The sequence below is a fragment of the Streptomyces thermocarboxydus genome, from assembly GCF_024760485.1.
Lineage (GTDB): Bacteria > Actinomycetota > Actinomycetes > Streptomycetales > Streptomycetaceae > Streptomyces > Streptomyces cellulosae.
Map to the genome: position 1 here is coordinate 4,790,891 of NZ_CP058273.1, position 24,711 is coordinate 4,815,601.

The following is a 24,711-nucleotide window of genomic DNA, read 5'->3' on the forward strand; positions in this document are numbered from 1 at the left end:
GAATGTTCGTGCATGCTTTGTCACACGGCTCCACATCGACACCGACCACCATCGCAGTACCACCGGCGCTGTCTCTTCCGGTGATCGAGGCGGCGTTTCCCCGGCAACTCCACCCGTATTGGCCGAAGCTCCAGAGGGAGACCCGGGCATGGCTGCTCGAAAAGCGGCTCATGACGCCGGAGAAGGTGGAGTCATATGCCGACGGCCTGTGTTACACGGACCTCATGGCGGGCTACTACATAGGCGCGCCCGACGAGGTCCTCCAGGCGATAGCGGACTACAGCGCCTGGTTCTTCGTCTGGGACGACCGTCACGATCGCGACATCGTGCACGGCCGGCCGGACGCCTGGCGGCGGCTGAAGGACCTGCTGCACAGCGCCCTCGACCGCCCCGGTGACCACCTGAGTCACCAGGACCCCGTGGTCGCGGGTCTCGCCGACAGCGTGCGGCGGCTCTACGCATTTCTTCCGGACACCTGGAACGCGCGGTTCGCGCGCCACTTCCACGCCGTGATCGAGGCGTACGACCGGGAGTTCCACAACCGCACGGAAGGCGTCGTCCCGACCGTCGAGGAATACCTCGAACTGCGCCGCCTCACATTTGCGCACTGGATTTGGACCGACCTTCTGGAACCGAGCGCGGGGTACGAACTCCCGGACGCGGTGCGGAAGAACCCGGCCTATCGCAAACCGGCGCTGCTCAGCCAGGAATTCGCCGCCTGGTACAACGACCTCTGCTCGCTCCCCAAGGAAATCGCCGGAAACGAGGTGCACAATCTCGGCATCAGTCTCGTCACCCACGAGGGAATGACCCTCGAAGAGGCGATCGCCGACATGCGGCACCGCGTGGAGGAATGCATCAGCGAATTCCTGGACGCGGAACAGGAGGCATTACGGTTCGCCGACCGGCTGGACGACGGGACGGTGGGCGGAAAGGAGACGGGCGCCGCCGTGCGCGTCTGCGTCGCCAACATGCGGAACTGGTTCAGTTCCGTCTACTGGTTCCACCACGAGTCCGGCCGGTACCGGGTCGACAGCTGGGACGACCGGTCCACGCCCCCGTACGTCAACAACGCAACGGAAGGTGAGAAATGACCGTCGAGTCCGTACGCCCGAAGGACACCACCGCGACCGACGAGCCGCCCGTGGCCGGCGGCACCGTCCCGTTCCTCGGCCACGGCTGGCGCCTGGCGCGCGACCCGCTGGCCTTCCTGTCCCAGCTGCGCGACCACGGCGACGTGGTGCGCCTGAAGCTGGGCCCCAAGACCGTCTACGCCGTCACCACCCCCGCCCTCACCGGAGAGGTGGCGCTCAGCCCGGACTACATCATCGCCGGGCCCCTGTGGGAGTCGCTGGAGAGCCTGCTCGGCAAGGAGGGCGTGGCCACCGCCAACGGCAAGCTGCACCGGCGTCAGCGGCGCACCATCCAGCCCGCGTTCCGGCTCGACGCGATCCCCGCCTACGGCCCGATCATGGCCGAGGAGGCGTACGAGCTCGTGGACCGCTGGCGGGCCGCGGACGGGGTGCTGGACATCACGTACGAGTCGTTCCGCGCGGCCGTGCGGGTCGCCGCCCGCTGCCTGATGCGCGGCAGCTACATGGACGCCCGCGCCGACCGCATATGCGCCGACCTCACCACCCTGTTCGCCGGCATGTACCAGCGGATGGTCGTGCCGCTCGGACCGCTCTACAAGATTCCGCTTCCGGCCAATCGCGAATTCAACCGGGCGCTGGCCGATTTGCATGTCCTGGTCGACGAGATCGTCGCCGACCGACGGGCGAGCGGTCAAAAACCGAACGATTTGCTGACGGCTTTGCTGGAGGCGAAGGACGACAATGGCGACCCGATCGGGGAACAGGAGATCCACGATCAGGTCATCGCCATCCTGACCCCCGGCGCCGAAACCGTCGGATCGACGATCATGTCGCTCCTCCTGGTTCTCACCGAGCACCCGGAACTCGGCGACAAGATCCGCGACGAGGTGGAATCCGTGGTCGGCGACCGCCCGGTCGCATTCGAGGACGTGCGGAAGCTGACGTACACCGCGAATGTCGTCACGGAGACCCTGCGGCTGTATCCGGCCGTATGGATATTGACCCGCCGCGCGGTCGCCGACACGGAACTCGGCGGTTACCGCATTCCGAAGGGCGCGGACCTCATCTACAGCCCGTACGCCATCCAGCGCGACCGGCGGTCGTACGAGCGGAACGAGGACTTCGACCCGGACCGCTGGCTCCCCGAGCGGTCCAAGGACGTGCCCAAGTACGCCATGAGCCCGTTCAGCGTCGGCAACCGCAAGTGCCCCAGTGACCACTTCTCCATGGCGGAGCTCACGCTCATGACCGCCGTCGTCGCCCACGCGTACCGCTTCGAGCACGCGTCGGACTCCGACCCCCGGCACCGCATCGGCATCACGCTGCGGCCCCGCCGGCTGATGCTGCGGGCACTGCCCCGCTGACGCCGTCCCGCCGGCCGGCGCGCGGTCAGGCGGCCTCCGGGCCCCTGAACGCGCGCCGATAGGACTGCGGGGTGGTCCCCACCGTGCGCACGAAATGGTGGCGCAGCGCGGCCGCGTTGCCGAAACCCGTGCGGCCCGCGATCGCGTCGACCGTCTCGTCCGTCCGCTCCAGCAGATGCTGGGCCAGCAGCACCCGCTGGCGCAGGATCCAGCGGTACGGCGTGGTGCCGGTCTCCTGCTGGAAGCGGCGGGCGAAGGTGCGCGGCGACATGTGGGCGCGGGCGGCGAGCTGCTCGACGGTGACCTCCTCGTCGAGGTGCTGCTCCATCCACACCAGCACCCCGGCGACCGAGTCGCCCCCGGGCTCCGGCAGCGGACGCTCGATGTACTGGGCCTGTCCGCCGTCGCGGTGCGGGGGCACCACCATCCGCCGGGCGATCCGGTTGGCCACCTCGGGCCCCTGCTCCTTGCGCACCAGGTGCAGACAGGCGTCGATGCCCGCGGCGGTGCCCGCCGAGGTGATCACCGGGTCCTCGTCGACGTAGAGCACGTCGGGCTCGACCGTCAGATGCGGATAGCGGCGGCTCAGCTCCTGCGCGTGCTTCCAGTGCACCGCCGCGCGCCGCCCCTCCAGCAGCCCGGCGGCGGCCAGCACGAACACCCCCGAGCACACGCTCAGCACCCGCGCGCCCCGGTCCACCGCCCGGCGCAGCGCGTCCAGCATCTCGGGAGGGAACTCCCGGGAGGCGTACGAGGCGCCGGCGGGCACGGTGATCAGATCGGCCGTCTCCAGCCGTTCCAGGCCGTGCTCGGTCCCGAGCGTGAAACCGGTGCTCGTGCGCACCGAGGGCCCCTGCGCCGAGACCACCGCGAAGTCGTACACCGGCAGCCCGTCGTCGCTGCGGTCGATGCCGAAGACCTCGCAGACCACGCCGAGTTCGAAGGGATTCACGCCGTCGAGGAGGACGGCCGCCACATTCCGGAGCATGCCCCCAGTGTGCCTCGCTCTTGGCAGTAAATCGAGGGTGTACGGCAGTCCTGCCACTCCCCGTCAGGAGTGTCCGGCGCCACAGTGGTGTCCATGAACACGACGCAGACAGAAGCACTGATCGCGATGGTGGCCGTTCTCGGCCTGTTCGTCCTCATGGTCGCGCCCGCCGTGATCGGCATCCTGCGCGACCGCCGCATCGACCGGCAGATCCGGGAGGCCACGGCGGTCCCTGACACGGAACCGCCCGACCCCCGGGCCGCGTCCCGTCCGGCGCACGGGACCGCCCCGCGCCGCCCCGCACGGGCGGCGTGAGACGGCCCCGGCGCCCCGGCGTCAGAAGTCCTCGTCCAGGTCGACCGTGCCCTCCACGGCGACCTGGTACGCGGACGGACGGCGCTCGAAGAAGTTGGTCAGCTCCTGCACGCCCTGCAGCTCCATGAAGGAGAACGGGTTCTCCGAGCCGTACACCGGAGCGAAGCCCAGGCGCACCAGACGCTGGTCGGCCACGCACTCCAGGTACTGCCGCATCGACGCGGTGTTCATGCCGGGCAGTCCGTCGCCGCACAGGTCACGGGCGAACTGCAGCTCCGCCTCCACGGCCTCGCGCAGCATGTCGGTGACCTGCCGGCCGAGCTCCTCGTCGAACAGCTCCGGCTCCTCCTTGCGCACGGTGTCCACCACGTCGAAGGCGAAGCTCATGTGCATCGTCTCGTCGCGGAACACCCAGTTGGTGCCGGTCGCCAGGCCGTGCAGCAGACCCCGGCTGCGGAACCAGTAGACGTAGGCGAACGCGCCGTAGAAGAACAGGCCCTCGATGCAGGCCGCGAAGCAGATCAGGTTCAGCAGGAAGCGGCGCCGGTCGGCCTTCGACTCCAGCCGGTCGATCTGCTCCACCGAGTCCATCCACGTGAAGCAGAACTCGGCCTTCTCCCGGATGGACGGAATGTTCTCCACGGCCGCGAAGGCCGCCGCCCGGTCGTCCGGATCGGGCAGATACGTGTCCAGCAGGGTCAGATAGAACTGGACGTGCACGGCCTCCTCGAACAACTGCCGCGACAGATACAGCCGCGCCTCGGGCGAGTTGATGTGCTTGTACAGCGTCAGCACCAGGTTGTTCGCCACGATCGAGTCGCCGGTGGCGAAGAACGCCACGAGCCGGCCGATCAGATGCTGCTCCTCGGGCGTCAGCTTCGCCAGGTCGGCGACGTCCGAGTGCAGGTCCACCTCCTCGACGTGCCAGGTGTTCTTGATCGCGTCCCGGTAGCGCTCGTAGAAGTCCGGGTAGCGCATGGGGCGCAGGGTCAGCTCGAAGCCGGGGTCGAGCAGGTTCTTGGTCGTGCTGGTGGTCACTGGCAGGCCTCGCAGGATTCGGGGTTCTCGAGGGAGCAGGCGACGGCCTCGGGGCCGGCCGGCTGCTGGACGGGGACGGCGGCGCGGGCCGCGCGGGCGATCCGGGTCGCCGGGCGGGAGCGCAGGTAGTAGGTGGTCTTCAGCCCCTGCTTCCAGGCGTAGGCGTACATCGAGGAGAGCTTCCCGATGGTCGGCGTCTCCAGGAACAGGTTGAGCGACTGCGCCTGGTCCAGGAACGGGGTCCGGGCGGCGGCCATGTCGATCAGGCCGCGCTGCGGGATCTCCCACGCCGTGCGGTACAGCCGCCGTACGTTCTCGGGGATCCACGCGAAGTCCTGCACCGAGCCGCCCGCCTCACGCAGCGCCTCACGGGTGCGCGCGTCCCACACCCCGAGCCGCTTGAGGTCCTCCACCAGGTACGAGTTGACCTGGAGGAACTCCCCGGACAGCGTCTCGCGCTTGAACAGGTTGGACACCTGCGGCTCGATGCACTCGTACACGCCCGCGATGGACGCGATGGTCGCGGTGGGCGCGATCGCCAGCAGCAGCGCGTTGCGCAGGCCCGTCGCGGCGATCCTGGTCCGCAGCGCCTCCCAGCGCCCCGGCCAGGCGAGCTCGACGCCGTAGTGGTCGGGGTGCAGCACGCCCCGCGCGGTGCGGGTCTTCTCCCAGGCGGGCAGCGGGCCGTGCCGCTCGGCCAGTCCCGCGGACGTCTCGTACGCGGCGAGCATGATCCGCTCGGCGATCCGGGTGGACAGCGCCTTCGCCTCGGGGGAGTCGAACGGCATCCGCATCCGGAAGAAGACGTCCTGCAGCCCCATCACGCCCAGACCCACCGGGCGCCAGCGGCTGTTGGACCGGGACGCCTCCCCGGTCGGGTAGAAGTTGATGTCGACCACCCGGTCCAGGAACGTCACGGCGGTGCGGACCGCCGCGTCCAGGCGCTCCCAGTCCATGCCGTCCTCGCCGGCGAATGCCGCGAGGTTGACCGAGCCGAGGTTGCAGACCGCCGTCTCCCCGTCGTCGGTGACCTCCAGGATCTCCGTGCACAGGTTGGAGGAGTGGACGACGTGGCCCGGCTCGGCGGTCTGGTTGGCGGTGCGGTTGGCGGTGTCCTTGAAGGTCATCCAGCCGTTGCCGGTCTGTGCGAGGGTGCGCATCATCCGGCCGTACAGCTCGCGCGCCGGGAGCGTCCTGCGGGCCAGGCCCTTGGCCTCGGCGGCCCGGTAGGCCGCGTCGAACTCCTCGCCCCACAGGTCGACCAGCTCGGGCACGTCCACCGGGGAGAACAGCGACCACGGCGCGTCGTCGGCGACCCGGCGCATGAACTCGTCCGGCACCCAGTGCGCCAGATTCAGGTTGTGCGTACGGCGGGCGTCCTCGCCGGTGTTGTCGCGCAGTTCGAGGAACTCCTCGATGTCCGCGTGCCAGGTCTCCAGGTAGACCGCGGCGGCGCCCTTGCGGCGGCCGCCCTGGTTCACGGCGGCGACCGAGGCGTCCAGCGTCTTCAGGAACGGGACGATGCCGCCTGAGTGCCCGTTGGTGCCGCGGATCAGCGAACCCCGGGCGCGGACGCGGGAGAAGGACAGGCCGATGCCGCCGGCGTGCTTCGAGAGGCGGGCGACCTGGTGGTAGCGCTCGTAGAGGGAGTCCAGCTCGTCCCGGGGGGAGTCCAGGAGGTAGCAGGACGACATCTGCGGGTGGCGGGTGCCGGAGTTGAACAGCGTGGGGGAGGAGGGCAGGTAGTCGAGCCGGCTCATCAGCCCGTACAGCGCGGCGACCTCCTCCAGCGCCCGCTCGCTGTCGTCCTCGGCGAGCCCGCACGCGACCCGGAGCAGGAAGTGCTGGGGCGTCTCGACGACCTTGCGGGTGACCGGGTGGCGCAGCAGATAGCGGCTGTGCAGGGTGCGCAGCCCGAAGTAGCCGAACCGGTCGTCGGCGTCCGTGTCGATCAGCGCGTCCAGGCGGGCCGCGTGCAGCCGGACGAACGCGGCGGTGCGGTCGCCGATCAGGCCCTCCCGGTGCCCGGCGGCCACCGAGCCGGTGAACGAGGTGACGCCCTGCGAGGCGGCCTCGGCGCGGATGCCGATCGTCAGCAGCCGGGCGGCGAGCCGGGAGTAGGCGGGGTCCTCGGAGATCAGCCCGGCCGCCGCCTCGGCGGCCAGTTCCCGCAGCTCCGCCTCGTCGGCGGCGGCGGACCGGCCGCGCAGCGCGGCGGCCGCCACCCGGCCGGGGTCGGCGTCGGGCAGGTCGGCGGTCAGCTGGGTCAGGGTCCGCAGCAGCGCGGCCCCGGGGCCGTCGCTCTCCTCGGTCACGCGGGTCGCTGAAGCCGGATCGGCTGGCGCGATGGTCACGTGGGGCTCTCCCTCGCTCGGCACGGGGGCCTCGAAGAGCGCAGGGGGCAGCACACGAACGCACGCGGCGTCGCGTCCACCGGCCCATTCCGCGAGGCCCGGACGTCAGGGCACCCGGACCGGAAGGGCCGGGCGCACTGTCGGCAGGTCCTCGGACTGACTCCCGTGCGCGCCCGTGGGCAGGCATGGGTACACCGTTGCGGGACAGTTCCGGATTCGCACCGGATTCCCCTGCGACGACAGCGAGCATGAGCATACATCTTGTGCCGGGTGCCGCTGACGGACCCATATGTTGTGTCGCGCAGGGGTTACAGTGGTGTCGCGCGGAGAGGCAGGAGTGGGCTGTCAGAGCGTCAGCTCGTAGACCAGCAGCAGGATGTCGTCCACCTCCGGCAGCGGGTTCCAGTCCCGCGCCGGGTTGCGCGTGAAGCCCAGCCGCTCGTACACCCGGTGCGCGGCGTGCATGCTGCGCTGCGTGGACAGCACCATCCGCGTACGGCCGAGCCCCCTCGCGCGGTCGACGCAGGCGCGCACCAAAGCCTCGCCGGCGCCCCGGCCGCGGGCGTCGGCGGAGACTGCCAGCATGCGTATCTCCGCCTCGCCGGGCCCGGCGAGGTCCGCCATGGGGCCGGGGCCCGGCACGAAGGTCACCCCGCCCAGCAGCGTGCCGTCCCCCACGGCGACCAGCACCTCGGCCGCCGCCGCCCGCTTCGCCACGTCCCGCAGCTCGCCCAGGTAGCCGTCCGACTCCCCGAAGTCCAGCAGGCCGTCACCGAGATAGGCCTGCGCCGTGATCTCACCCAGTTCCGCGTGTTCGCCGGCGGTCACCGGCCGGATGACGATGTCCATGCGGGGGAGTCTGCCGCACGGGCACGACAACGGGCCGCCGGTTTTCCACCGACGGCCCGCTGCCGTGTGTATGTATGACCGCGTCAGTGCGCGCTGCCCGCCGTGGCCGGCGGGAGCTCGACCTCCACGCCCGGGTCGCCGACGTCCGCCGTGTAGTCCTCCGGCTTGGTCTCGTCGACGCCCTCCGGCGCCTTGACCGCCCGCAGGACGAAGGTCAGGACGACCGCGACCAGCACGTTGATCACGAAGGCGGTGAGACCGATGTAACCGATCTCCCCGATGCCCGGGATCTCCTTGGACGAGCCGCCGAAGTGCTTCTGCGTAGGCGACGCCACCCCGTACGCGGCGACCGTGCCGTAGATCATGCCGACCGCCCAGCCGCCGATCAGCGCCCAGCGGTGGAACCAGCGGGTGAACAGGCCGCCCACCAGCGCCGGGAAGGTCTGCAGGATCCAGATGCCGCCCAGCAGCTGGAAGTTGATCGCGACGGTCTTGTCCATGGTCAGGACGAAGATCAGCGCGCCCACCTTCACCAGCAGGGACACGATCTTGGAGACGGCGGTCTCCTGCCTGGGCGTCGCGTCCGGCTTGATGAAGTCCTTGTAGATGTTGCGGGTGAAGAGGTTCGCCGCCGCGATCGACATGATCGCCGCCGGCACCAGCGCGCCGATGCCGATCGCCGCGAAGGCCACACCGGCGAACCAGTCCGGGAACATGTTCTCGAACAGTTGCGGGATGGCAAGCTGGCCGTTCTGCACCTTCACCCCGGCCGCGATCGCCATGAACCCGAGCAGCGCCAGCAGGCCCAGCATCAGCGAGTACAGCGGCAGGATCGTGGTGTTCCGGCGGATCACCTCACGGCTGCGCGAGGACAGCGTCGCGGTGATCGAGTGCGGGTACATGAACAGCGCGAGCGCCGAGCCCAGCGCCAGCGTGGCGTACGTCCACTGGCCCGCCTCCCCCGGCACCACGGCGCCGCGCGGTGCGCCCGTGGCCGGGTTGGTCTGGCTGTACGCCTCCTGCGCGGAGGCGAAGATCTCGTCGAAACCGCCCAGCTTGATCGGGATGTAGATGATCGCCACCGCGATCACGAGGTAGATCAGCGTGTCCTTGACGAACGCGATCAGCGCGGGCGCCCGCAGCCCCGACGAGTAGGTGTACGCGGCCAGCACACCGAAGGCGAGCAGCAGCGGCAGGTCCTTGACGAACCAGTTGGTGTTCTCGCCGCCGCCGACGCCCATCACGTCCAGCACCGCCTGGATGCCGACCAGTTGCAGCGCGATGTACGGCATCGTCGCCAGGATGCCGGTGACCGCGACGGCCAGCGACAGCCCCTTCGAGCCGAACCGCCCGCGCACGAAGTCGGAGGTCGTCACATAGCCGTGCTTGTGCGACACCGACCACAGCCGGGGCAGGAAGGTGAAGATCAGCGGATACACGAGGATCGTGTACGGCACCGCGAAGAAGCCGGCCGCGCCCGCCGCGTAGATCGCCGCCGGGACGGCCACGAAGGTGTACGCGGTGTACAGATCGCCGCCCAGCAGGAACCAGGTGACCCAGGTGCCGAACGAGCGCCCGCCCAGGCCCCATTCGTCGAGGGTGTGCTCGTTCGCGGCCTTGCGCCAGCGTGCGGCCAGGAAGCCCATCGCGGTGACGAGCACGAAGAAGAAGATGAAGACGGCGAGTGCCACGCCGTTCACGCCGTCGTTCACTGCTCCGCACCACCCTTCGCGGCAGAGCGGGCGCGCTGGTCACGCTGCCAGAGCTTGTACGCGGTCATCGTCAGCGTGGTCGAGATCAGCACCCACAGCATCTGGTACCAGTAGAAGAACGGGATGCCGATGAACGTCGGGTCGGTCTTGGCGTAGGACCCGACCCACAGCATGGCGACGAATGGTGCGAGCAGACAGACGCCGATGACGACGCGCACAGGCGTCACCACCGGCCCTGGAGTTGTTTGCGGGGTTTGCGACATCAGACGGCTCCCGTCCCCTCACTGATCGCCGACGTTGGCTCGCGGCAATGTAGGTGAGGGCGCGGGGCGGCCGTAACCCCCCGTAGGAGGGGCGGTATGCAGCAGCAGCGCAACCGCAAGGCAACAGCAACGAAAATCCTGTCAACCACCCGGTCTGTCGGGTTTTGCGGTCACGCGGACGGCTGCCTGGCTCAGTCCTGGGGGCGCTTGAGGCGCGCGACGAACTTGTACCGGTCGCCCCGGTACACCGACCGCACCCACTCCACCGGCTGACCGTCCCGGTCGAGCGAGTGCCGGGACAGCATCAGCATCGGCAGGCCCACGTCGGTGCCCAGCAGGCCCGCCTCGCGCGGCGTGGCCAGGGACGTCTCGATGGTCTCCTCGGCCTCCGCGAGACGGACGTCGTACACCTCGGCCAGGGCCGTGTAGAGGGAGGTGTACTTGGTCAGGCTGCGGCGCAGCGCCGGGAAGCGCTTGGCACTGAGGTGGGTGGTCTCGATGGCCATGGGCTCGCCGTTGGCCATGCGCAGCCGCTCGATGCGCAGCACCCTGCCGCCGGCGGTGATGTCGAGCAGGCCCGCGAGCCGGTCGTCGGCCGTGATGTACCCGAGGTCGAGAAGCTGCGAGGTCGGCTCCAGACCCTGGGCGCGCATGTCCTCCGTGTACGAGGTGAGCTGGAGCGCCTGGGACACCTTGGGCTTGGCGACGAAGGTGCCCTTGCCCTGGATCCGCTCCAGCCGGCCCTCGACCACCAGTTCCTGGAGCGCCTGGCGCACGGTGGTGCGCGAGGTGTCGAACTCGGCGGCCAGCGTGCGCTCGGGCGGGACCGGCGTGCCGGGGGGCGCGGTCTCGGTCATGTCGAGCAGGTGTTTCTTCAGCCGGTAGTACTTGGGCACGCGCGCCGTACGGACCGCGGTCCCACCCTCGTTCTCCGTACTGCTGACGTCGGTGCTCATGCTCTGCCTTCCCGGCTCCGGCTGCCGAAGCGGCCGACAGACCGTCGGCCACGGCTGACATCGTGGCACGGCTCCGGGCGGGGGCGGGCCCCTCGCACGCTCCGTGATCCCTTTTGTATACCCCTGTGACCAGCGATGGTCCAGACCACGGGCGGTGGTCAGAGGCCCTGCCACTCCGGCTTGTTGACGTAGGCGTGGCGGAAGTAGTCGGCGAGCTTCAGCTTGGAGGCGGCGGCCTCGTCGACCACGACGGTGGCGTGGGGGTGCAGCTGGAGCGCGGACGCCGGGCATACCGCGGCGACCGGGCCCTCGACGGTGGCGGCGACCGCGTCCGCCTTGCCCTCGCCGGTGGCCAGCAGCACCAGGTGCCGGGCCTCCAGAATGGTGCCGATGCCCTGGGTGATGACGTGGTGCGGCACCTGGGCGATGTCGCCGTCGAAGAAGCGGGCGTTGTCCACCCGGGTCTGCTCGGTCAGCGTCTTGATGCGGGTGCGCGAGGCGAGCGAGGAGCACGGCTCGTTGAAGCCGATGTGACCGTCGGTGCCGATGCCGAGCAGCTGGAGGTCCACGCCGCCGGCCTCGGCCAGCTCACGGTCGTAGCGCTCGCACGCGGCCTGCACGTCCTCGGCCGTGCCGTCGGGTCCCAGGAAGGCGTCCATCGGGATGCCGAGCGGCTCCAGCACCTCGCGCCGCAGCACCGAGCGGTAGGACTCGGGGTGGTCCGCGGGCAGTCCCACGTACTCGTCGAGCTGGGCCACCCGCGCGCGGGAGGTGTCCACGGCGCCGGCGCGGACCTTCGCCGCCAGCGCCTCGTAGACGGGCAGCGGCGTGGAGCCGGTCGCCACGCCGAGCAGGGCGTCGGGCTTGCGCCGCAGCAGCCGCGCCATGGCCTCGGCGACGAGCTCGCCTCCCGCCTTGGCGTCCGCAACGATGACAACTTCCACGGTGGGCCTGCCGATCTTCCGGTGGACTCGACTGGGACGGGCCCCGGGAGGTGCCGGGACCATGTGGTTTAGACCAATCTCAATCTAGCAGAGGGGCGCCCGCCCGCCGAGGTGAAACCGGCACCCGGGCCGAAACCGCTCCCCGCGCGCGGGTGCCCCGAAAACGTGGCCTCCGACCCGCCCCGAGGGGACCCCGGTCGGGTTAGGCTGCGTGGTGGACCCGTCTGCGTCCGTAAAAGGCGCGGGGGGCGCGGAAGAACGCCGTACGACGCATTTACAGGCGCAGTGGTCTAGTCCACAATGCGTAGCAGGACACACAGACCTGCCTTCCCCGCACAGGAAGGCGGACCGAGGATCCGAGGCTCTCTGCCCTGACTGCCCCGGCTCCTCATCCTTCGGCCGACCGGGACCGCACACCCCACCGGCCGATATTGCTCCGGGCTGCGGTGCCGGGAGGGTTGAGGGTCCCTCCCAGGCGCCGCGGCCCGCGGGTGTTTCCGGGGGTCACAAGCGCACGGGTACGCTCGCTGACGTGCCCTCCATGAACGAACTCGTACGCCAGCACACCGCCCTCGACGACACCGACCTCGAGTGGCTCCATCTGCTGGTCTCGGAGTGGCAGCTGCTCTCCGACCTCTCCTTCGCCGACCTGGTCCTGTGGGTCCCCACCCGCGACGGCACGCGGTACGTCTCCGTCGCCCAGATGCGGCCCAACACCGGCCCGACCTCCTACCAGGACGACATGGTCGGCCATCTGGTCCCGCGCGGCCGCCGGCCCATGCTGGACGCGGCCCTGGACGAGGGCCGGATCGTGCGCGAGGGCGACCCGGAGTGGCGCGAGGAGGTCCCGGTCCGCGTCGAGTCCATCCCGGTGCGGCGCGAGGGGCGGGTCCTCGGCGTCATCGCGCGCAACACCAACCTGCTCACCGTGCGCACGCCCAGCCGGCTGGAGCTCACGTATCTGCAGAGCGCCTCGGACCTGGCCCAGATGATCGCGGCCGGCGCCTTCCCGTACGCGAACCAGCAGCTGGAGATGGACGCCTCGCCGCGCGTCGGCGACGGCCTGATCCGGCTCGACGCCGACGGCGTCGTCCAGTACGCCTCGCCCAACGCCCTGTCCGCCTACCACCGCCTCGGTCTCGCCGCGGATCTGGTGGGCCATCACCTCGGGCGGACCACCGCCGAACTGGCCCCCTCGCGCGGGCCGGTGGACGAGGCGCTGTCGAAGGTGGCGAGCGGCTGGGCGCCCCGCGAGTTCGAGATCGAGTCCGACGACGGAGTCATCCAGTTCCGTGCGATCCCGCTGAAGCCGAAGGGCACCCGCATCGGCTCCCTGGTGCTGCTCCGGGACGTGACCGAACTGCGCCGCCGTGAACGGGAGTTGATTACCAAGGACGCCACCATCCGGGAGATCCACCACCGGGTGAAGAACAACCTCCAGACCGTGGCCGCGCTGCTGCGGCTCCAGGCCCGCCGGATCGGCTCGGAGCGCGGGCGGGCGGCGCTGGAGGAGGCCGTGCGGCGGGTCGGGTCCATCGCCATCGTCCATGAGACGCTGTCCCAGAACCTGGACGAGCGCGTGGAGTTCGACGAGATCGCCGACCGGGTGCTCGCCATGGTCGCCGAGATCTCCCCGGGCAAGGTGACCGGCCGGCGCTCTGGCCGCTTCGGGATACTCGACGCCGAGGTGGCCACGCCGCTGTCGATGGTGCTGACCGAGGTGCTGCAGAACGCCCTGGAGCACGGCTTCCGCGAGGGCGAGACCGGCACGGTCGAGGTGTCCGCGGTGCGCGGCGGCACCTCACGGGAGGCGCGCCTGCTGGTCACCGTGCAGGACGACGGGGTGGGGCTGCCCGAGGGGTTCGACCCGCACACCGCGGGCAACCTGGGCCTGCAGATCGTACGGACGCTGGTGGAGGGGGAGTTGGGCGGCACCTTCGACATGGTGCCGGCGCCGGAGCGGGGGACCCGGGTGATCCTCGACATCCCGGTGCAGGCGGACTCCTGACCGCCGGGGCCCGCACACGCGTGAGGCGCGACCACGGGCCCCCGGACAGCAAAAGACCCCGGACCACGGTCCGGGGCTGATGCTCGTTCCTCGCTTCCCCTGCCCGATCGGGACGGACACCGGGGGAACTTCGCGCTGCGGCTCGGGGCGGGAGATGCGTGTGCGCCGTCCACGGAATCATCCGGACGAGCGCACACGCGCCGCCAAGCTCAGGCTGTTTGCTGGGGCGGGGTCGTCAGGCGGAGGCCTGACGCGCCCGGTTGCGGGCAGCGCGGCGCTTCATCGCGCGACGCTCGTCCTCGCTGAGACCACCCCAGACGCCGGAGTCCTGACCGGACTCGAGCGCCCACTGCAGGCACTGCTCGATCACCGGGCAGCGGCGGCAGACGGCCTTGGCTTCCTCGATCTGCAGCAGCGCGGGACCGGTGTTGCCGATGGGGAAGAAGAGCTCGGGGTCTTCCTCGCGGCAAACGGCGTTGTGACGCCAGTCCATGGCTGCTACCTCTCCTTGGTATTACTGCAGTTTGCTTGTGAATGTGAACGCTTTCACGAATCCCCCAACAAGGGAAGGGCCGACCGCCAGGTTCCCTGGCGTGGTCCTTGGGTTTGAAGAGGGGTTCCGGTGATCTGTGGAGGCCGGTGTTGCGGGCCGTCCCGATCGCCAAGAAGAGACTCGCAAACCTCGGCGGCGGATACAACCCCTTCCGGAAAGTTTTTTTTGATTCTTCGGTGTCGACTAGGTCACAGCCGTACTTCCATGGGGTGGACCCTGGCCTAAACGTTCGACTGAAAGGACTTTGGCCCTTTCTGCTCACACAATCACACGCAGTGCACGGCGAACGCCTGTGAACGTCACGCTGGTGCGCAGCCCCAGGTGGTCACCGTCCATCTGAAGGGGCAGCGGCACCTTCGAATGCAAGGTGAAGCGTGTCAGATCGTGCCGCGTCACGGCGTGCTTGCCACGGGGGCCGCGCTCCGGGGACGAAGTGAGCAACTGCGTGCCATACCGGGCAACCGCGGGGGTGGACATCCGGGTGAGACCGAAGAGATCGAGTCCCGTGTCGAAGGACGCCTGGGGCGCGGCGTAGATCGGACGGTTGCCGAGGAACGTCCACGGCGAGGTGTTCGAGACTATGGACAGCACCAGGTCCTCGACCGGCTCCTCGCCCTCGAGCTCCAGGGTGATCATCCCGTTGCGCCGGTGCGGGTCGCCCAGCAGCTGGCGCACCACCTGGCGCATGTACAGCGCGTGGGTCGACTTCCGGCCCCGCTCCCGCTGCTGCTCCACCCGGCCGACCACGCCGGCGTCGAAGCCGAGGCCCGCGTTGAAGGTGAACCAGCGGGACGGCACCGCCTCGTCCTCGCTGCCCGGCGTGCCCGAGGTCAGCCCCAGGCCCACCGTCCGCTCCCGGCCCTCGCGCAGCGCGTCCAGCAGCACACCGGTCGCCTCCACGGGCTGGTTGGGCAGACCCAGGGCGCGGGCGAAGACGTTGGTGGAGCCGCCGGGGACCACGGCGAGACCGGGCAGATGCTCCGGGTCGGGGCCCGCGTGCAGCAGACCGTTGACGACCTCGTTCACCGTGCCGTCGCCGCCCAGGGCGACCACCAGGTCGACCTCGCCGCTCTCCGCCGCCTGCCGGCCGAGGTCCCGGGCGTGACCGCGGTACTCGGTGGTCACCGCGTCGAGTTTCATCTCACTGGCGAGCGCGTGGATCAGCACGTCGCGCGTGCGCGCACTGGTGGTGGTTGCCGCCGGGTTGACCACGAGAAGTGCACGCATGACGTGCAGGGTACCTACTCAGCGGTACCCGGCCCAGACCGAGGTCCCGCCCTGTGGACGGCACGGGGCGTGAACCTCGCCACGGGACGGCCGTCCCGCGGCGGCTACCCTGCAGGGGTGAGCAGCGAGCAGACCCCCGTCACCAGCCCCGACGACAGCGGCGCCCGTCCGCGCCGCCTGACGTACGCCGCGCTCCTCGCCGCGCTGGAGGGGCTCGCGCTGGTCGTCGGCGGCGTCTGGCTGCTGGTGCTCGGCCTCGCGGGCGAGCCGGACGACCGGCAGCAGGCCGTCACCGGCGGGGTCACGCTGATCGTGCTGGCGCTGCTGCCGCTGCTGGCCGCGCGCGGCCTGTTCGCCCGGAAGGGCTGGAGCCGCGGGCCCGCCGTCATCACGCAGATCATGGCGCTGCCGGTGGCCTACAACATGCTGACGTCCGACGGCGCGGCCGTCCCCGCCGGGATCGTGCTCGCCGTCGTCGCCGTGACCGCGCTGGTGCTGCTGATCAACGCCGAGACCACCCGGGCCCTCGGCATCCGCGGACCCGGGAACACGGGCGACGCCGCGAAGTGACGCGGCGCCCGCTCCTCCGCCGCAGCGGCTCACTCCTCGACGAGGAGCTTCTCCCGCAGCTGGGCCAGGGTGCGGGCCAGCAGCCGGGAGACGTGCATCTGCGAGATGCCGACCTCCTGCGCGATCTGCGACTGGGTCATGTTCCCGAAGAAGCGCAGCAGCAGGATCCGCTTCTCGCGCGGCGGGAGGTCCTCCAGCAGCGGCTTGAGCGACTCCCGGTACTCCACGCCCTCCAGCGCCTCGTCCTCCGCGCCGAGGGTGTCGGCGACCGCGGGGGACTCGTCGTCGGTGTCGGGGACGTCCAGGGACAGCGTGGAGTAGGCGTTCGCCGACTCCAGGCCCTCCAGGACCTCCTCCTCCGAGATCCCCAGCTTCTCGGCCAGCTCGTGCACCGTGGGGGAGCGGCCGTGCAGCTGTGACAGCTCCGCCGTGGCCGTGGTGAGCGACAGCCGCAGCTCCTGCAGCCGCCGCGGGACCCGCACAGCCCAGCCCTTGTCCCGGAAGTGCCGCTTGATCTCGCCGACGACCGTCGGGGTGGCGTACGTGGAGAACTCCACGCCACGGTCCGGGTCGAAGCGGTCGACGGACTTGATCAGACCGATCGTGGCGACCTGGGTCAGGTCGTCCAGCGGCTCGCCGCGGTTGCGGAAGCGGCGCGCCAGGTGCTCGACGAGCGGCAGATGCATCCGCACCAGCCGGTTGCGCAGCTCCGCGTACTCCGGGGTGCCGCTGTCCAGCGCGCGCAGTTCGAGGAAGAGAGCCCGCGCCCCGCTGCGGTCCTGCGGGTCGTGGTGCGCGTGCGTGCCCGGCACACCCGGAGTGCTCCGTGCGCCGGAGGCAGGCGCCGCCTGCTCCTCGGCCTCTCGCTCGTGCTCGCTCATCGTCCCGCCCGTCGCCCTTCCCCGAGCGCTCGCCTCGTCCCCCGCCACCGGCTCGGCCAGGGCGGCGGCGTCCCCGCCGGGAGCGGCCGGCCCGGCCGCGGACGTGTCCCGCACGGCGCCGCCGGCCTGCCCGCCGCCCGGACGGACGTCCCCCGCGGAGTCGTCCTCCGGATGCGGCCGGGCCTGCTCGGGGATGCCGTCGATGCCGTCCGGCACGCGCCCGGCCGGCAGCTCCCGTGTGCCGCGTTCTTCGTCCCGCACCGGCCCGTCCTCGCTCCTCACGCCGGCCCGGGTCCCGCGCCGCGCTGTTTGTAGAGGCTGATCGACACGGTCTTGTCCTCGTCCACGGCGGAGGAGACCTTGCCCGCGAGCGCGGACAGCACGGTCCAGGCGAAGGTGTCCCGCGAGGGGGCGTGGCCGTCCGTGGTGGGCGCCGAGACGGTGACCTCGAGCGAGTCGTCGACGAGGCGGAAGACGCAACTGAGCACCGATCCCGGCACGGCCTGCTGCAGCAGGATCGCGCAGGCCTCGTCGACCGCGATGCGCAGGTCCTCGATCTCGTCGAGGGTGAAGTCCAAACGGGCCGCGAGGCCGGCCGTGGCCGTACGCAGCACCGACAGGTAGGCCCCCGCGGCCGGCAGCCGGACTTCCACGAAGTCCTGGGTCGCGGGCTCGCCTGCGATCTGGGACACCCTCACCTCCAAGGTGGTACAAGCGTTTCAGGGCCTGTGTTCGCCCCCGGGCAACGCGCTACGTGGTTCAGCGGTGACGCTATCGCGCTCCCGGCGATCCTGTCGCCGGGACCCCGGCCCGTTGCTGTCACTCATAGTAAAACTGTGAACACGCTCCGTGGCTAGGGGTCTGCGACGGCCAAATGGGAACAGCGCGCGCCGCATTGACGTACCCAGGCGCCGGACCCGCGAACCGTCCGGCACCGTGGTCCCGCCACGTCACACCAGTACGTGGTCGACGAAGCACCAGCGCCAGTCCTCACCCGGCTCGTGGGTCCGCATCACGGGATGGCCGGTTTCCTTGTGATGCCGCGTCGCGTGCCGGTTCGGCGAGGAGTCGCAGCAGCCGACGTGACCGCAGGTGAGACAGAGGCGCAGCTGCACCGGATCCGTCCCTTCCCGCAGGCACTCCGGACACGTCTCACCGAGCGGGGCCGGTTCCGGGTGCGGCAGCGCCTCGACATGCGTGCACTGTTTCATGATTGCCACATTACGACGGTCGCGCGGAAGGCCGCGCGGAAAAACGAGGGTGGGCCCGACATGGACGTGATGCCCCTGCTGCTGCTCGTGGCGGGCAGCGCCGCGGTGGCCGCCGCCGCCCGGCGGACCCCGGTTCCGCCGCCGCTGGTGCTCGTCGCGGTGGGCCTGGTGGTCAGCTACGTCCCGGGCGTGCCCGACTACGCGCTCGACCCGCACATCGTGCTGCCGCTGATCCTCCCGCCGCTCCTCTACACGGCGGCCGTGGAGAGCTCCTACCTGGACCTGCGGGCGAACCTGCGGCCGGTGGCCCTGCTGTCCGTCGGGTACGTGCTGTTCGCGACGCTCGCGGTGGGCTGGGTGCTGCACCTGCTGGTGCCGGACCTGCCGCTCGCCGCGGCACTGGTGTTCGGCGCCGTGGTGGCGCCCCCGGACGCCGTCGCGGCGACGGCGGTCGCCCGCAGGGTCGGCCTGCCCTCGCGGATCACGACGATCCTCCAGGGCGAGTCGCTGTTCAACGACGCCACCGCCATCACCGCCTTCCGGGTCGCCGTGGCCGCGTCCGTCGGCGAGGGCGTGAGCTGGGCCGGGGGAGTGGGGGAGTTCCTGCTGGCCGCGCTGGGCGGCACCGCGGTCGGCCTGGTGCTGATGGCGCCGCTGCACTGGCTGCGCACCCACGTGCGCGAGACGCTGCTGCAGAACACGCTCTCGCTGCTCATCCCGTTCGCCGCGTACGGCGTCGCCGAGCAGGTGCACGCCTCCGGGGTGATCGCCGTCGTGGTGGTCGCCCTCTACCTCGGGCACCGCGCCTGGGAGGTCGACTTCGCCACCCGGCTCCAGGAGAGCGCGGTGTGGGGCATGGTCGCGTTCGTCCTGGAGTCGGCCGTGTTCGCCCTCATCGGGCTCCAGCTGCCCGTCGTGATGCGCGGGCTCGGCGAGCACGAGGGCATCGAGTCCGCCTGGTACGCCCTGGCCGTCTTCGCGGTCGTCGTCGCTGTGCGGTTCCTCTGGGTCTACCCGGCCGTCTGGCTGCCGTGGCTGGTCTCGGCGCGGGTGAGGGCGCGCGAGCGCAGACCCGGCTGGAAGGCGCCGTTCGTCATCGCGTGGGCCGGGATGCGCGGGGTGGTGTCCCTCGCCATCGCCTTCTCGATCCCGGTCGTCGCGGAGGGCGAGGACTTCCCGCACCGGTACCTGCTGCTCTTCCTGACTTTCACCACCGTCATCGGCACCCTCGTCGTGCAGGGCCTCACCCTGCCTCCGCTGATCCGGATGCTGAAGCTGCCCGGCCGCGACGCCCAGGCCGAGACCCTCGCCGAGGCCAACGCGCAGGCGCAGGCGTCCCGGGTCGCCGAGGAGCGCCTCGACGACCTGCTCGCCGACGAGCGCAACGCCCTTCCCGCGCCGCTGGCCGACCGGCTGCGCAGTGTCCTGGAGCGCCGCCGCAACGCCGTCTGGGAGCGGCTCGGGCAGGTCAACCCCGTCACCGGGGAGTCGGTGGACGACACCTACCGGCGGCTGTCGCGGGAGATGATCGGCGCCGAGCGCGAGGTGTTCGTGAAGCTGCGCGACGGGCGCTACATCGACGACGAGATGCTGCGGACGCTGCTGCGCCGGCTGGACCTGGAGGAGGCCGCGGCCTACCGGGAGGCGGGGTAGGCCGTCCCGGCCCGGGCGCGCCGGATCAGGGGAACGGCCGCCCGGTGACCACCGCGGCGACCGTGCTCCCGCGCGGGAAGGCGCCCTCCCCGGCCAGGGTGACGAGGGCATGAAGCAACTTGGCGACATAGAGGCGTTCCACGGGGAGGCCGTGACGCTGTTCGAAGTCCGCGGCGAACGCCTCCAGGCCCGCCGGTACGCGCGCGTAGCCGCCGTGATGGAACCGCTCGTCCAGGCTCCACTCCCCGCGCGGCCCGCCGAACGCCGCCGTCTGCAGGGCCCGTATCTCCGCCGTGAGGAAGCCGCCCTTGAGCACCGGTATCCCGAGCGTGCGCGCGCTCCCGCCGAGCCCGGCGGCCAGCCCCGCGAGCGTGCCGCCCGTGCCGCAGGCCACCGCGGCCACGTCCGCCGTGCCCGCCAGCTCCCGGCCGAGCTCCACGCACCCGCGCACCGCGGCCGCGTTGCTGCCGCCCTCCGGCACGACGTACGCGTCCTCCGCGTCCGCCGCGCGCAGCACCTCAGCGAGCGTGTCCGGATCCGTCTTGCGGCGGTACACCGACCGCGCCACGAAGTGCAGCCGCATGCCGTCGGCCGCGCACCGTGCCAGTGACGGGTTCAGCGGCCGGCCCGCCAGTTCCTCGCCGCGCACCACGCCCACCGTGCGCAGCCCGAGCAGCCGCCCGGCGGCGGCCGCGGCCCGCAGATGGTTGGAGTACGCCCCGCCGAACGTGACCACCGTCCGCCCGGCGGCCGCCGCCAGGTTCGGGGCGAGCTTGCGCCACTTGTTGCCGACCAGCTCGGGGTGGACGAGGTCGTCCCGCTTCAGCAGCAGCCGCACCCCGTGCCGCTCGAACCGCGCGTCGACGGCCTCCTCCAGCGGCGAGGGGAGCCGCGGGCGCAGGCCGGCGAGCGCGTCGGAGCTGGTCATGCGGGCCATTGTCGCCCGAGGCGGGGGCAGGCGCGGGCGCCGGTGTTCCGCGTGGGGGGTGTCAGGAGGGCGGAGCACCGGCGACGAGCGCCGAGGGCCACGTCGGACGTCACCTCGTCCGGGTCACTTCAGACGCTCGCGGATCCGCTTGCGCATCGATGCCATGGTGAACCCGCGCGGGTCCACCTTGCCCGGCTGCCACTCCAGGTGGCCGATCACCGACTGCTCGTTCCAGCCGTGGTGGCGGCAGACCGCCGCCGCGGCCTTCTCGATGGCCTCCAGCTGCGCCGCCGGCCACGGGTCCTTCCCGTCGCCGAGGTTCTCGCACTCGAAGCCGTAGAAGTGCCGGTTGCCGTCGGTGTTGGCCTCGTTGTCCGGCGGGAACGTCTTCCTCTCGGCGATCACCGCCCGCAGCACGTCGTCGTCGCCGAGCCCCGCGTGATTGGCGCGGCCGTACCCGACGAGGTGCACCCGGCCGTCCTTGGTGATCACGCCGTGGCAGAGCGGACCCGGCAGACCCGAGTAGCCCTTGCGGCAGATGTCGACCGTCGCCTTGCTGCCCTTGGTCACGGTGTGATGGATCATCACTCCGTGCACCGGCCCCCACGGGCCCTTGTGGTTGCGGTTGTGGTCACGCCAGTCGCCGACCTCGACGACCGTGAGACCCTCCGCCCTGAGAGCGCGCAGGAACGCGCTCGCGGACATGGGTGGGGCCATGCCGCCCTCCTTCGTACCGGACGACGGTCGCCGGGCGCGGCCGTCTGGTACAGGGCCTATAGCCGGAAGTCGGCGATTCAAGTACTCGTCCGTCAGCTGTGCGAGCCGATCCGGACAAATTCCTTCCGCCCGGGCGCCGTTGCCGCCCCCGGCAGGCGGCCGGTCAGTCTGCCCAGCCTCCCCAAGATCCAACCCCGCTCGATCGTGTAATGGCGCGGACACGCTGCGTGAGGAACGCTTGATCACGCACTGCGACGCCCGGCACGGCCGGGCGTGGATCTAATGGGGAGGGCATTCTCTATGTCGGTAGGCGAAGAGGTCCGCACGGAGCAGGCCGGGCAGCAGCAGAGCCTCGGTACGGCGGCGGCGCGGAACCTGGCCACCACGACCAAGTCCGTGCCGCAGATGCAGGAGATCAGCTCCCGCTGGCTGCTGCGGATGCTGCCCTGGGTCGACGTGCAGGGCGGCACGTACCGGGTCAACCGGCGGCTCACCTACGCCGTGGGCGACGGCCGGCTCACCTTTGTGAAGACGGGCGACCGGGTGGAGATCATCCCCGCCGAACTGGGCGAACTGCCCGTGCTGCGCGACTACGAGGACCAGGAGGTGCTCGCCGAGCTGGCCTCCCGGTGCCGGCAGCGGGAGATCGGCGCCGGGCAGGTCGTCGCCTCCTTCGGCAGCCCGGCCGACGAGGTGTACCTGCTCGCGCACGGCAGGGTGGAGCGCGTCGGCACCGGCCCCTACGGCGAGGACGAGTCCCTCGGAGTGCTCGCCGACGGCGCCTACTTCGGCGAACAGGCCCTCCAGGACGACGACGCCATCTGGGAGTACACGGCCCGCACCCTCACCGCGTGCACGGTCCTGGTGCTGCCCCGCGACGCGGTCGACCAGGTCGCCGAGCGGTCCGAGACCCTCCGCGAGCACCTGCGCCGCCGGGCCGACGTCCCGCAGCAGCGCACCAACAAGTACGGCGAGAAGGAGATCGACCTCGCGGCCGGCCACAGCGGCGAGCCGGACATCCCGCACACCTTCGTCGACTACGAGGCCCGGCCCCGCGAGTACGAACTCAGCGTCGCCCAGACCGTGCTGCGCATCCACACGCGCGTGGCCGACCTCTACAACCAGCCGATGAACCAGACGGAGCAGCAGATCCGGCTGACCGTCGAGGCGCTGAAGGAGCGCCAGGAGCACGAACTCGTCAACAACCGCGACTTCGGCCTGCTCCACAACTGCGAGTACGACCAGCGGATCCAGCCGCACGACGGCGTGCCCAGCCCCGACGACATGGACGAACTGCTCAGCAGGCGCCGCGGCACGCGACTGCTGCTCGCCCATCCGCGCGCCATCGCCGCGTTCGGTCGCGAGCTCAACAAGCGGGGACTCGTCCCGGAGACGATCGACGTCGGCGGCAACCGCATCCCCACCTGGCGGGGCGTGCCCATCTACCCGTGCAACAAGATCCCGGTCACCGAGGCCCGCACCACCTCCATCATCGCGCTGCGCACCGGTGAGGAGGACCAGGGCGTCATCGGCCTGCGCGCGGCCGGCATCCCCGACGAGATCGAGCCGAGCCTGTCCGTGCGGTTCATGGGCGTCAACGAACAGGCCATCATCAAGTACCTGGTCACGGCCTACTACTCGGCAGCGGTGCTGGTCCCGGACGCGCTGGGCGTCCTGGAGAACGTCGAGATCGGACGGTGGCGGTGACCGTCCGCGGGCTCCCGCCGCGCGCGCCGTGTCCCCGCCCTCCCGGGCGGGTACATCTGGGGGGAACGTGCTCGACGGGTGCGGAAGCGCCAACCCTCCGTGCCTTCACCGAGTCGGTCCCAGGGGGAAGTCGATGACGGAGTCCACGGCCCGGCCTGCCACGGGCCGCCCGCAGCAGCGCACGGCACGCACCGCGCCCGACAGCGCTCCCGTGCCGGACCGGTACACCGGCGACGGGCACGAGGCGGCCGCCCTGCTGGAGCGGACCCGGGCCGCCGTCGACCCGGTGCTGCGCACGGCCCTCGGGTCCCTGCCCGCGCCGATGCGCCGCGTCGCGCTCTACCACTTCGGCTGGCAGAACGCGGACGGCACCCCGGCCGCCGGCGGCTCCGGGAAGGCGCTCCGGCCCGCCCTGGTGCTCGCGGCGGCCTCCGCCCTCGGCGGCTCCGCCGCACGGACGGCGGCCCTGCGGGCGGCGGCCGCGGTCGAACTGGTCCACAACTTCACCCTCGTCCACGACGACGTGATGGACCGGGACACCACCCGCCGCCACCGCCCCACGGTGTGGACGGTGTTCGGGGACGCCGACGCGATCCTCGTGGGGGACGCCCTCCAGGCGCTCGCCCTGCGGCTGCTCGCCGAGGACCCCCACCCGGCCGCCCAGGCCGCGGCCGCCCGGCTCGCCCAGTGCGTGGTCGAACTGTGCGCCGGGCAGCACGCGGACACGGCCCTGGAGCGCCGCGCGCCCGACGAGGTCACCCTGGAGGAGACCCTCGCCATGGCGGAGGCGAAGACCGGCGCCCTGCTGGGCTGCGCCTGCGCCCTCGGCGCGCTGTACGCGGGCGCGGGGGACGCGGAGGTGGCGGCGATGGACGCCTTCGGCCGGGAGGCCGGGCTGGCGTTCCAGCTCATCGACGACGTCATCGGCACCTGGGGCGACCCGCGCCGCACCGGCAAGCCGGCCGGTGCGGACCTCGCCGCCCGCAAGAAGTCGCTGCCGGTCGTCGCCGCGCTCACCTCCGGCGCCCCGGAGGCCGCGGAGCTCGCCGCCGCGTACGCCGCCCCGCACCGGAAGGAGGAGGCCGAGGAGCTCACCCGGCTCGTGGAGCGCGCCGGAGGCCGCGACTGGGCGCAGACCCAGGCGGCGGACCGGATGGCCCGGGCCATGCAGGAGGTGGCCCGCGCCGTGCCGGACCCGGAGGCGGCGGGAGGTCTCCTCGCCCTCGCCGAGTTCGTCACCCGGCGCACCACCTGACGCGACGGCGTTGACCGTCCCCCCGATCCCGGGGCCACGTGCCGCCGTGCGGACCCTGACCCGTACGGCTTCCGTGGTCCCGGACCGGCGGGTCCCGCACTTCCCCACGGTGTGCGGGGCCCGC

23 protein-coding genes and 1 riboswitch are annotated in these 24,711 nt (G+C 71.3%); of the genes, 8 read left to right on the top strand and 15 right to left on the bottom strand.

Annotated elements, in window-relative coordinates; genetic code table 11:
- The first annotated feature begins 8 nt into the window (after nt 1-8).
- The gene (cyc1, locus tag AY578_RS22220) at nt 9-1,094 is read left to right on the top strand and encodes an epi-isozizaene synthase (RefSeq protein WP_136239496.1); all 1,086 of its coding nucleotides are present in this window, start codon (nt 9-11) and stop codon (nt 1,092-1,094) included.
- Nucleotides 1,091-2,458 (top strand): bifunctional albaflavenone monooxygenase/terpene synthase, encoded by a 1,368-nt coding sequence (locus tag AY578_RS22225; protein WP_019522893.1) that lies wholly within the window; start codon nt 1,091-1,093, stop codon nt 2,456-2,458. The genes cyc1 and AY578_RS22225 overlap by 4 nt, the downstream gene beginning before the upstream one ends.
- Before the next feature lie 25 nt (nt 2,459-2,483).
- Here AY578_RS22225 and AY578_RS22230 read toward each other — a convergent pair whose 3' ends face one another.
- Complete coding sequence (locus AY578_RS22230) at nt 2,484-3,446, bottom strand: GlxA family transcriptional regulator (protein WP_136239498.1); 963 nt, start codon at nt 3,444-3,446, stop codon at nt 2,484-2,486.
- Nucleotides 3,447-3,539: 93 nt separating this feature from the next.
- Here AY578_RS22230 and AY578_RS22235 point away from each other — a divergent pair, with 93 nt between their 5' ends.
- Complete coding sequence (locus AY578_RS22235; RefSeq protein ID WP_168713487.1) at nt 3,540-3,761, top strand: hypothetical protein; 222 nt, start codon at nt 3,540-3,542, stop codon at nt 3,759-3,761.
- Nucleotides 3,762-3,782: 21 nt separating this feature from the next.
- Here the strand turns inward: AY578_RS22235 and AY578_RS22240 are convergent, their stop codons facing one another.
- From AY578_RS22240 to nagB, 7 genes are all read right to left on the bottom strand, one after another.
- Nucleotides 3,783-4,739, bottom strand: coding sequence for a ribonucleotide-diphosphate reductase subunit beta (locus tag AY578_RS22240; protein WP_234008029.1), 957 nt, complete (start codon nt 4,737-4,739; stop codon nt 3,783-3,785).
- A gap of 56 nt (nt 4,740-4,795) precedes the next feature.
- The gene (locus AY578_RS22245; RefSeq protein ID WP_258904694.1) at nt 4,796-7,153 is read right to left on the bottom strand and encodes a ribonucleoside-diphosphate reductase subunit alpha; all 2,358 of its coding nucleotides are present in this window, start codon (nt 7,151-7,153) and stop codon (nt 4,796-4,798) included.
- A 125-nt stretch (nt 7,154-7,278) separates the two neighbouring features.
- Nucleotides 7,279-7,409: riboswitch (cobalamin riboswitch) on the bottom strand.
- 89 nt (nt 7,410-7,498) lie between these two features.
- A complete protein-coding gene (locus tag AY578_RS22250) occupies nt 7,499-8,002 on the bottom strand; it encodes a GNAT family N-acetyltransferase (RefSeq protein ID WP_258904695.1) in 504 nt (167 codons plus the stop codon).
- Between the two features lie 83 nt (nt 8,003-8,085).
- Entirely contained in the window at nt 8,086-9,714 is a 1,629-nt protein-coding gene (gene mctP, locus AY578_RS22255; RefSeq protein WP_019522899.1) for a monocarboxylate uptake permease MctP, read from the bottom strand.
- Complete coding sequence (locus tag AY578_RS22260) at nt 9,711-9,977, bottom strand: DUF3311 domain-containing protein (protein WP_199781921.1); 267 nt, start codon at nt 9,975-9,977, stop codon at nt 9,711-9,713. The genes mctP and AY578_RS22260 overlap by 4 nt, the downstream gene beginning before the upstream one ends.
- Nucleotides 9,978-10,168: 191 nt before the next feature.
- Complete coding sequence (locus tag AY578_RS22265) at nt 10,169-10,933, bottom strand: GntR family transcriptional regulator (protein WP_019522901.1); 765 nt, start codon at nt 10,931-10,933, stop codon at nt 10,169-10,171.
- Nucleotides 10,934-11,091: 158 nt separating this feature from the next.
- Entirely contained in the window at nt 11,092-11,877 is a 786-nt protein-coding gene (gene nagB, locus AY578_RS22270; RefSeq protein ID WP_161107451.1) for a glucosamine-6-phosphate deaminase, read from the bottom strand.
- Nucleotides 11,878-12,418: 541 nt separating this feature from the next.
- On the opposite strand from nagB, the gene AY578_RS22275 reads away from it, so the two are divergent.
- Nucleotides 12,419-13,885: a sensor histidine kinase gene (locus AY578_RS22275; RefSeq protein WP_019522903.1), complete on the top strand. Its 1,467-nt coding sequence runs from the start codon at nt 12,419-12,421 to the stop codon at nt 13,883-13,885.
- Nucleotides 13,886-14,120: 235 nt separating this feature from the next.
- On the opposite strand, the gene AY578_RS22280 is transcribed toward AY578_RS22275, so the two are convergent.
- Nucleotides 14,121-14,378 carry a WhiB family transcriptional regulator gene (locus AY578_RS22280; RefSeq protein ID WP_003992873.1) on the bottom strand — a complete coding sequence of 86 codons (258 nt, stop codon included), beginning with the start codon at nt 14,376-14,378 and terminating at the stop codon, nt 14,121-14,123.
- A 318-nt stretch (nt 14,379-14,696) separates the two neighbouring features.
- Nucleotides 14,697-15,665: a diacylglycerol/lipid kinase family protein gene (locus AY578_RS22285; protein ID WP_019522904.1), complete on the bottom strand. Its 969-nt coding sequence runs from the start codon at nt 15,663-15,665 to the stop codon at nt 14,697-14,699.
- A 117-nt stretch (nt 15,666-15,782) separates the two neighbouring features.
- On the opposite strand from AY578_RS22285, the gene AY578_RS22290 reads away from it, so the two are divergent.
- The gene (locus tag AY578_RS22290) at nt 15,783-16,235 is read left to right on the top strand and encodes a hypothetical protein (protein ID WP_019522905.1); all 453 of its coding nucleotides are present in this window, start codon (nt 15,783-15,785) and stop codon (nt 16,233-16,235) included.
- Between the two features lie 29 nt (nt 16,236-16,264).
- Here the strand turns inward: AY578_RS22290 and AY578_RS22295 are convergent, their stop codons facing one another.
- From AY578_RS22295 to AY578_RS22305, 3 genes are all read right to left on the bottom strand, one after another.
- Nucleotides 16,265-17,377: an RNA polymerase sigma factor SigF gene (locus AY578_RS22295; protein WP_019522906.1), complete on the bottom strand. Its 1,113-nt coding sequence runs from the start codon at nt 17,375-17,377 to the stop codon at nt 16,265-16,267.
- 17 nt (nt 17,378-17,394) lie between these two features.
- Nucleotides 17,395-17,808 (bottom strand): ATP-binding protein, encoded by a 414-nt coding sequence (locus AY578_RS22300; protein WP_004925829.1) that lies wholly within the window; start codon nt 17,806-17,808, stop codon nt 17,395-17,397.
- Nucleotides 17,809-18,066: 258 nt separating this feature from the next.
- Entirely contained in the window at nt 18,067-18,327 is a 261-nt protein-coding gene (locus tag AY578_RS22305; RefSeq protein ID WP_019522907.1) for a UBP-type zinc finger domain-containing protein, read from the bottom strand.
- Between the two features lie 60 nt (nt 18,328-18,387).
- Here AY578_RS22305 and AY578_RS22310 point away from each other — a divergent pair, with 60 nt between their 5' ends.
- Nucleotides 18,388-19,980, top strand: coding sequence for a Na+/H+ antiporter (locus AY578_RS22310; protein ID WP_019522908.1), 1,593 nt, complete (start codon nt 18,388-18,390; stop codon nt 19,978-19,980).
- 25 nt (nt 19,981-20,005) lie between these two features.
- Here the strand turns inward: AY578_RS22310 and AY578_RS22315 are convergent, their stop codons facing one another.
- Entirely contained in the window at nt 20,006-20,908 is a 903-nt protein-coding gene (locus AY578_RS22315; RefSeq protein WP_020700025.1) for a 1-aminocyclopropane-1-carboxylate deaminase/D-cysteine desulfhydrase, read from the bottom strand.
- 123 nt (nt 20,909-21,031) lie between these two features.
- Complete coding sequence (locus AY578_RS22320) at nt 21,032-21,613, bottom strand: N-acetylmuramoyl-L-alanine amidase (RefSeq protein ID WP_019522910.1); 582 nt, start codon at nt 21,611-21,613, stop codon at nt 21,032-21,034.
- A gap of 312 nt (nt 21,614-21,925) precedes the next feature.
- On the opposite strand from AY578_RS22320, the gene AY578_RS22325 reads away from it, so the two are divergent.
- Both AY578_RS22325 and AY578_RS22330 read left to right on the top strand, forming a co-directional pair.
- A complete protein-coding gene (locus AY578_RS22325; protein WP_019522911.1) occupies nt 21,926-23,332 on the top strand; it encodes a family 2B encapsulin nanocompartment shell protein in 1,407 nt (468 codons plus the stop codon).
- A gap of 133 nt (nt 23,333-23,465) precedes the next feature.
- Entirely contained in the window at nt 23,466-24,587 is a 1,122-nt protein-coding gene (locus AY578_RS22330) for a family 2 encapsulin nanocompartment cargo protein polyprenyl transferase (protein ID WP_161107450.1), read from the top strand.
- Nucleotides 24,588-24,711: the final 124 nt, after the last annotated feature.

Excerpts from the sequence above, each read along its gene's own strand:
- AY578_RS22225 (WP_019522893.1), top strand. The coding sequence starts at position 1,091 with ATGACCGTCGAGTCCGTACGCCCGAAGGACACCACCGCGACCGACGAG.
- AY578_RS22230 (WP_136239498.1), bottom strand. The coding sequence starts at position 3,446 with ATGCTCCGGAATGTGGCGGCCGTCCTCCTCGACGGCGTGAATCCCTTC.
- AY578_RS22235 (WP_168713487.1), top strand. The coding sequence starts at position 3,540 with ATGAACACGACGCAGACAGAAGCACTGATCGCGATGGTGGCCGTTCTC.
- AY578_RS22240 (WP_234008029.1), bottom strand. The coding sequence starts at position 4,739 with ATGCGCTACCCGGACTTCTACGAGCGCTACCGGGACGCGATCAAGAAC.
- AY578_RS22250 (WP_258904695.1), bottom strand. The coding sequence starts at position 8,002 with ATGGACATCGTCATCCGGCCGGTGACCGCCGGCGAACACGCGGAACTG.
- AY578_RS22260 (WP_199781921.1), bottom strand. The coding sequence starts at position 9,977 with ATGTCGCAAACCCCGCAAACAACTCCAGGGCCGGTGGTGACGCCTGTG.
- AY578_RS22265 (WP_019522901.1), bottom strand. The coding sequence starts at position 10,933 with ATGAGCACCGACGTCAGCAGTACGGAGAACGAGGGTGGGACCGCGGTC.
- AY578_RS22275 (WP_019522903.1), top strand. The coding sequence starts at position 12,419 with ATGAACGAACTCGTACGCCAGCACACCGCCCTCGACGACACCGACCTC.
- AY578_RS22280 (WP_003992873.1), bottom strand. The coding sequence starts at position 14,378 with ATGGACTGGCGTCACAACGCCGTTTGCCGCGAGGAAGACCCCGAGCTC.
- AY578_RS22285 (WP_019522904.1), bottom strand. The coding sequence starts at position 15,665 with ATGCGTGCACTTCTCGTGGTCAACCCGGCGGCAACCACCACCAGTGCG.
- AY578_RS22305 (WP_019522907.1), bottom strand. The coding sequence starts at position 18,327 with ATGAAACAGTGCACGCATGTCGAGGCGCTGCCGCACCCGGAACCGGCC.
- AY578_RS22310 (WP_019522908.1), top strand. The coding sequence starts at position 18,388 with ATGGACGTGATGCCCCTGCTGCTGCTCGTGGCGGGCAGCGCCGCGGTG.
- AY578_RS22315 (WP_020700025.1), bottom strand. The coding sequence starts at position 20,908 with ATGACCAGCTCCGACGCGCTCGCCGGCCTGCGCCCGCGGCTCCCCTCG.
- AY578_RS22320 (WP_019522910.1), bottom strand. The coding sequence starts at position 21,613 with ATGTCCGCGAGCGCGTTCCTGCGCGCTCTCAGGGCGGAGGGTCTCACG.
- AY578_RS22325 (WP_019522911.1), top strand. The coding sequence starts at position 21,926 with ATGTCGGTAGGCGAAGAGGTCCGCACGGAGCAGGCCGGGCAGCAGCAG.
- AY578_RS22330 (WP_161107450.1), top strand. The coding sequence starts at position 23,466 with ATGACGGAGTCCACGGCCCGGCCTGCCACGGGCCGCCCGCAGCAGCGC.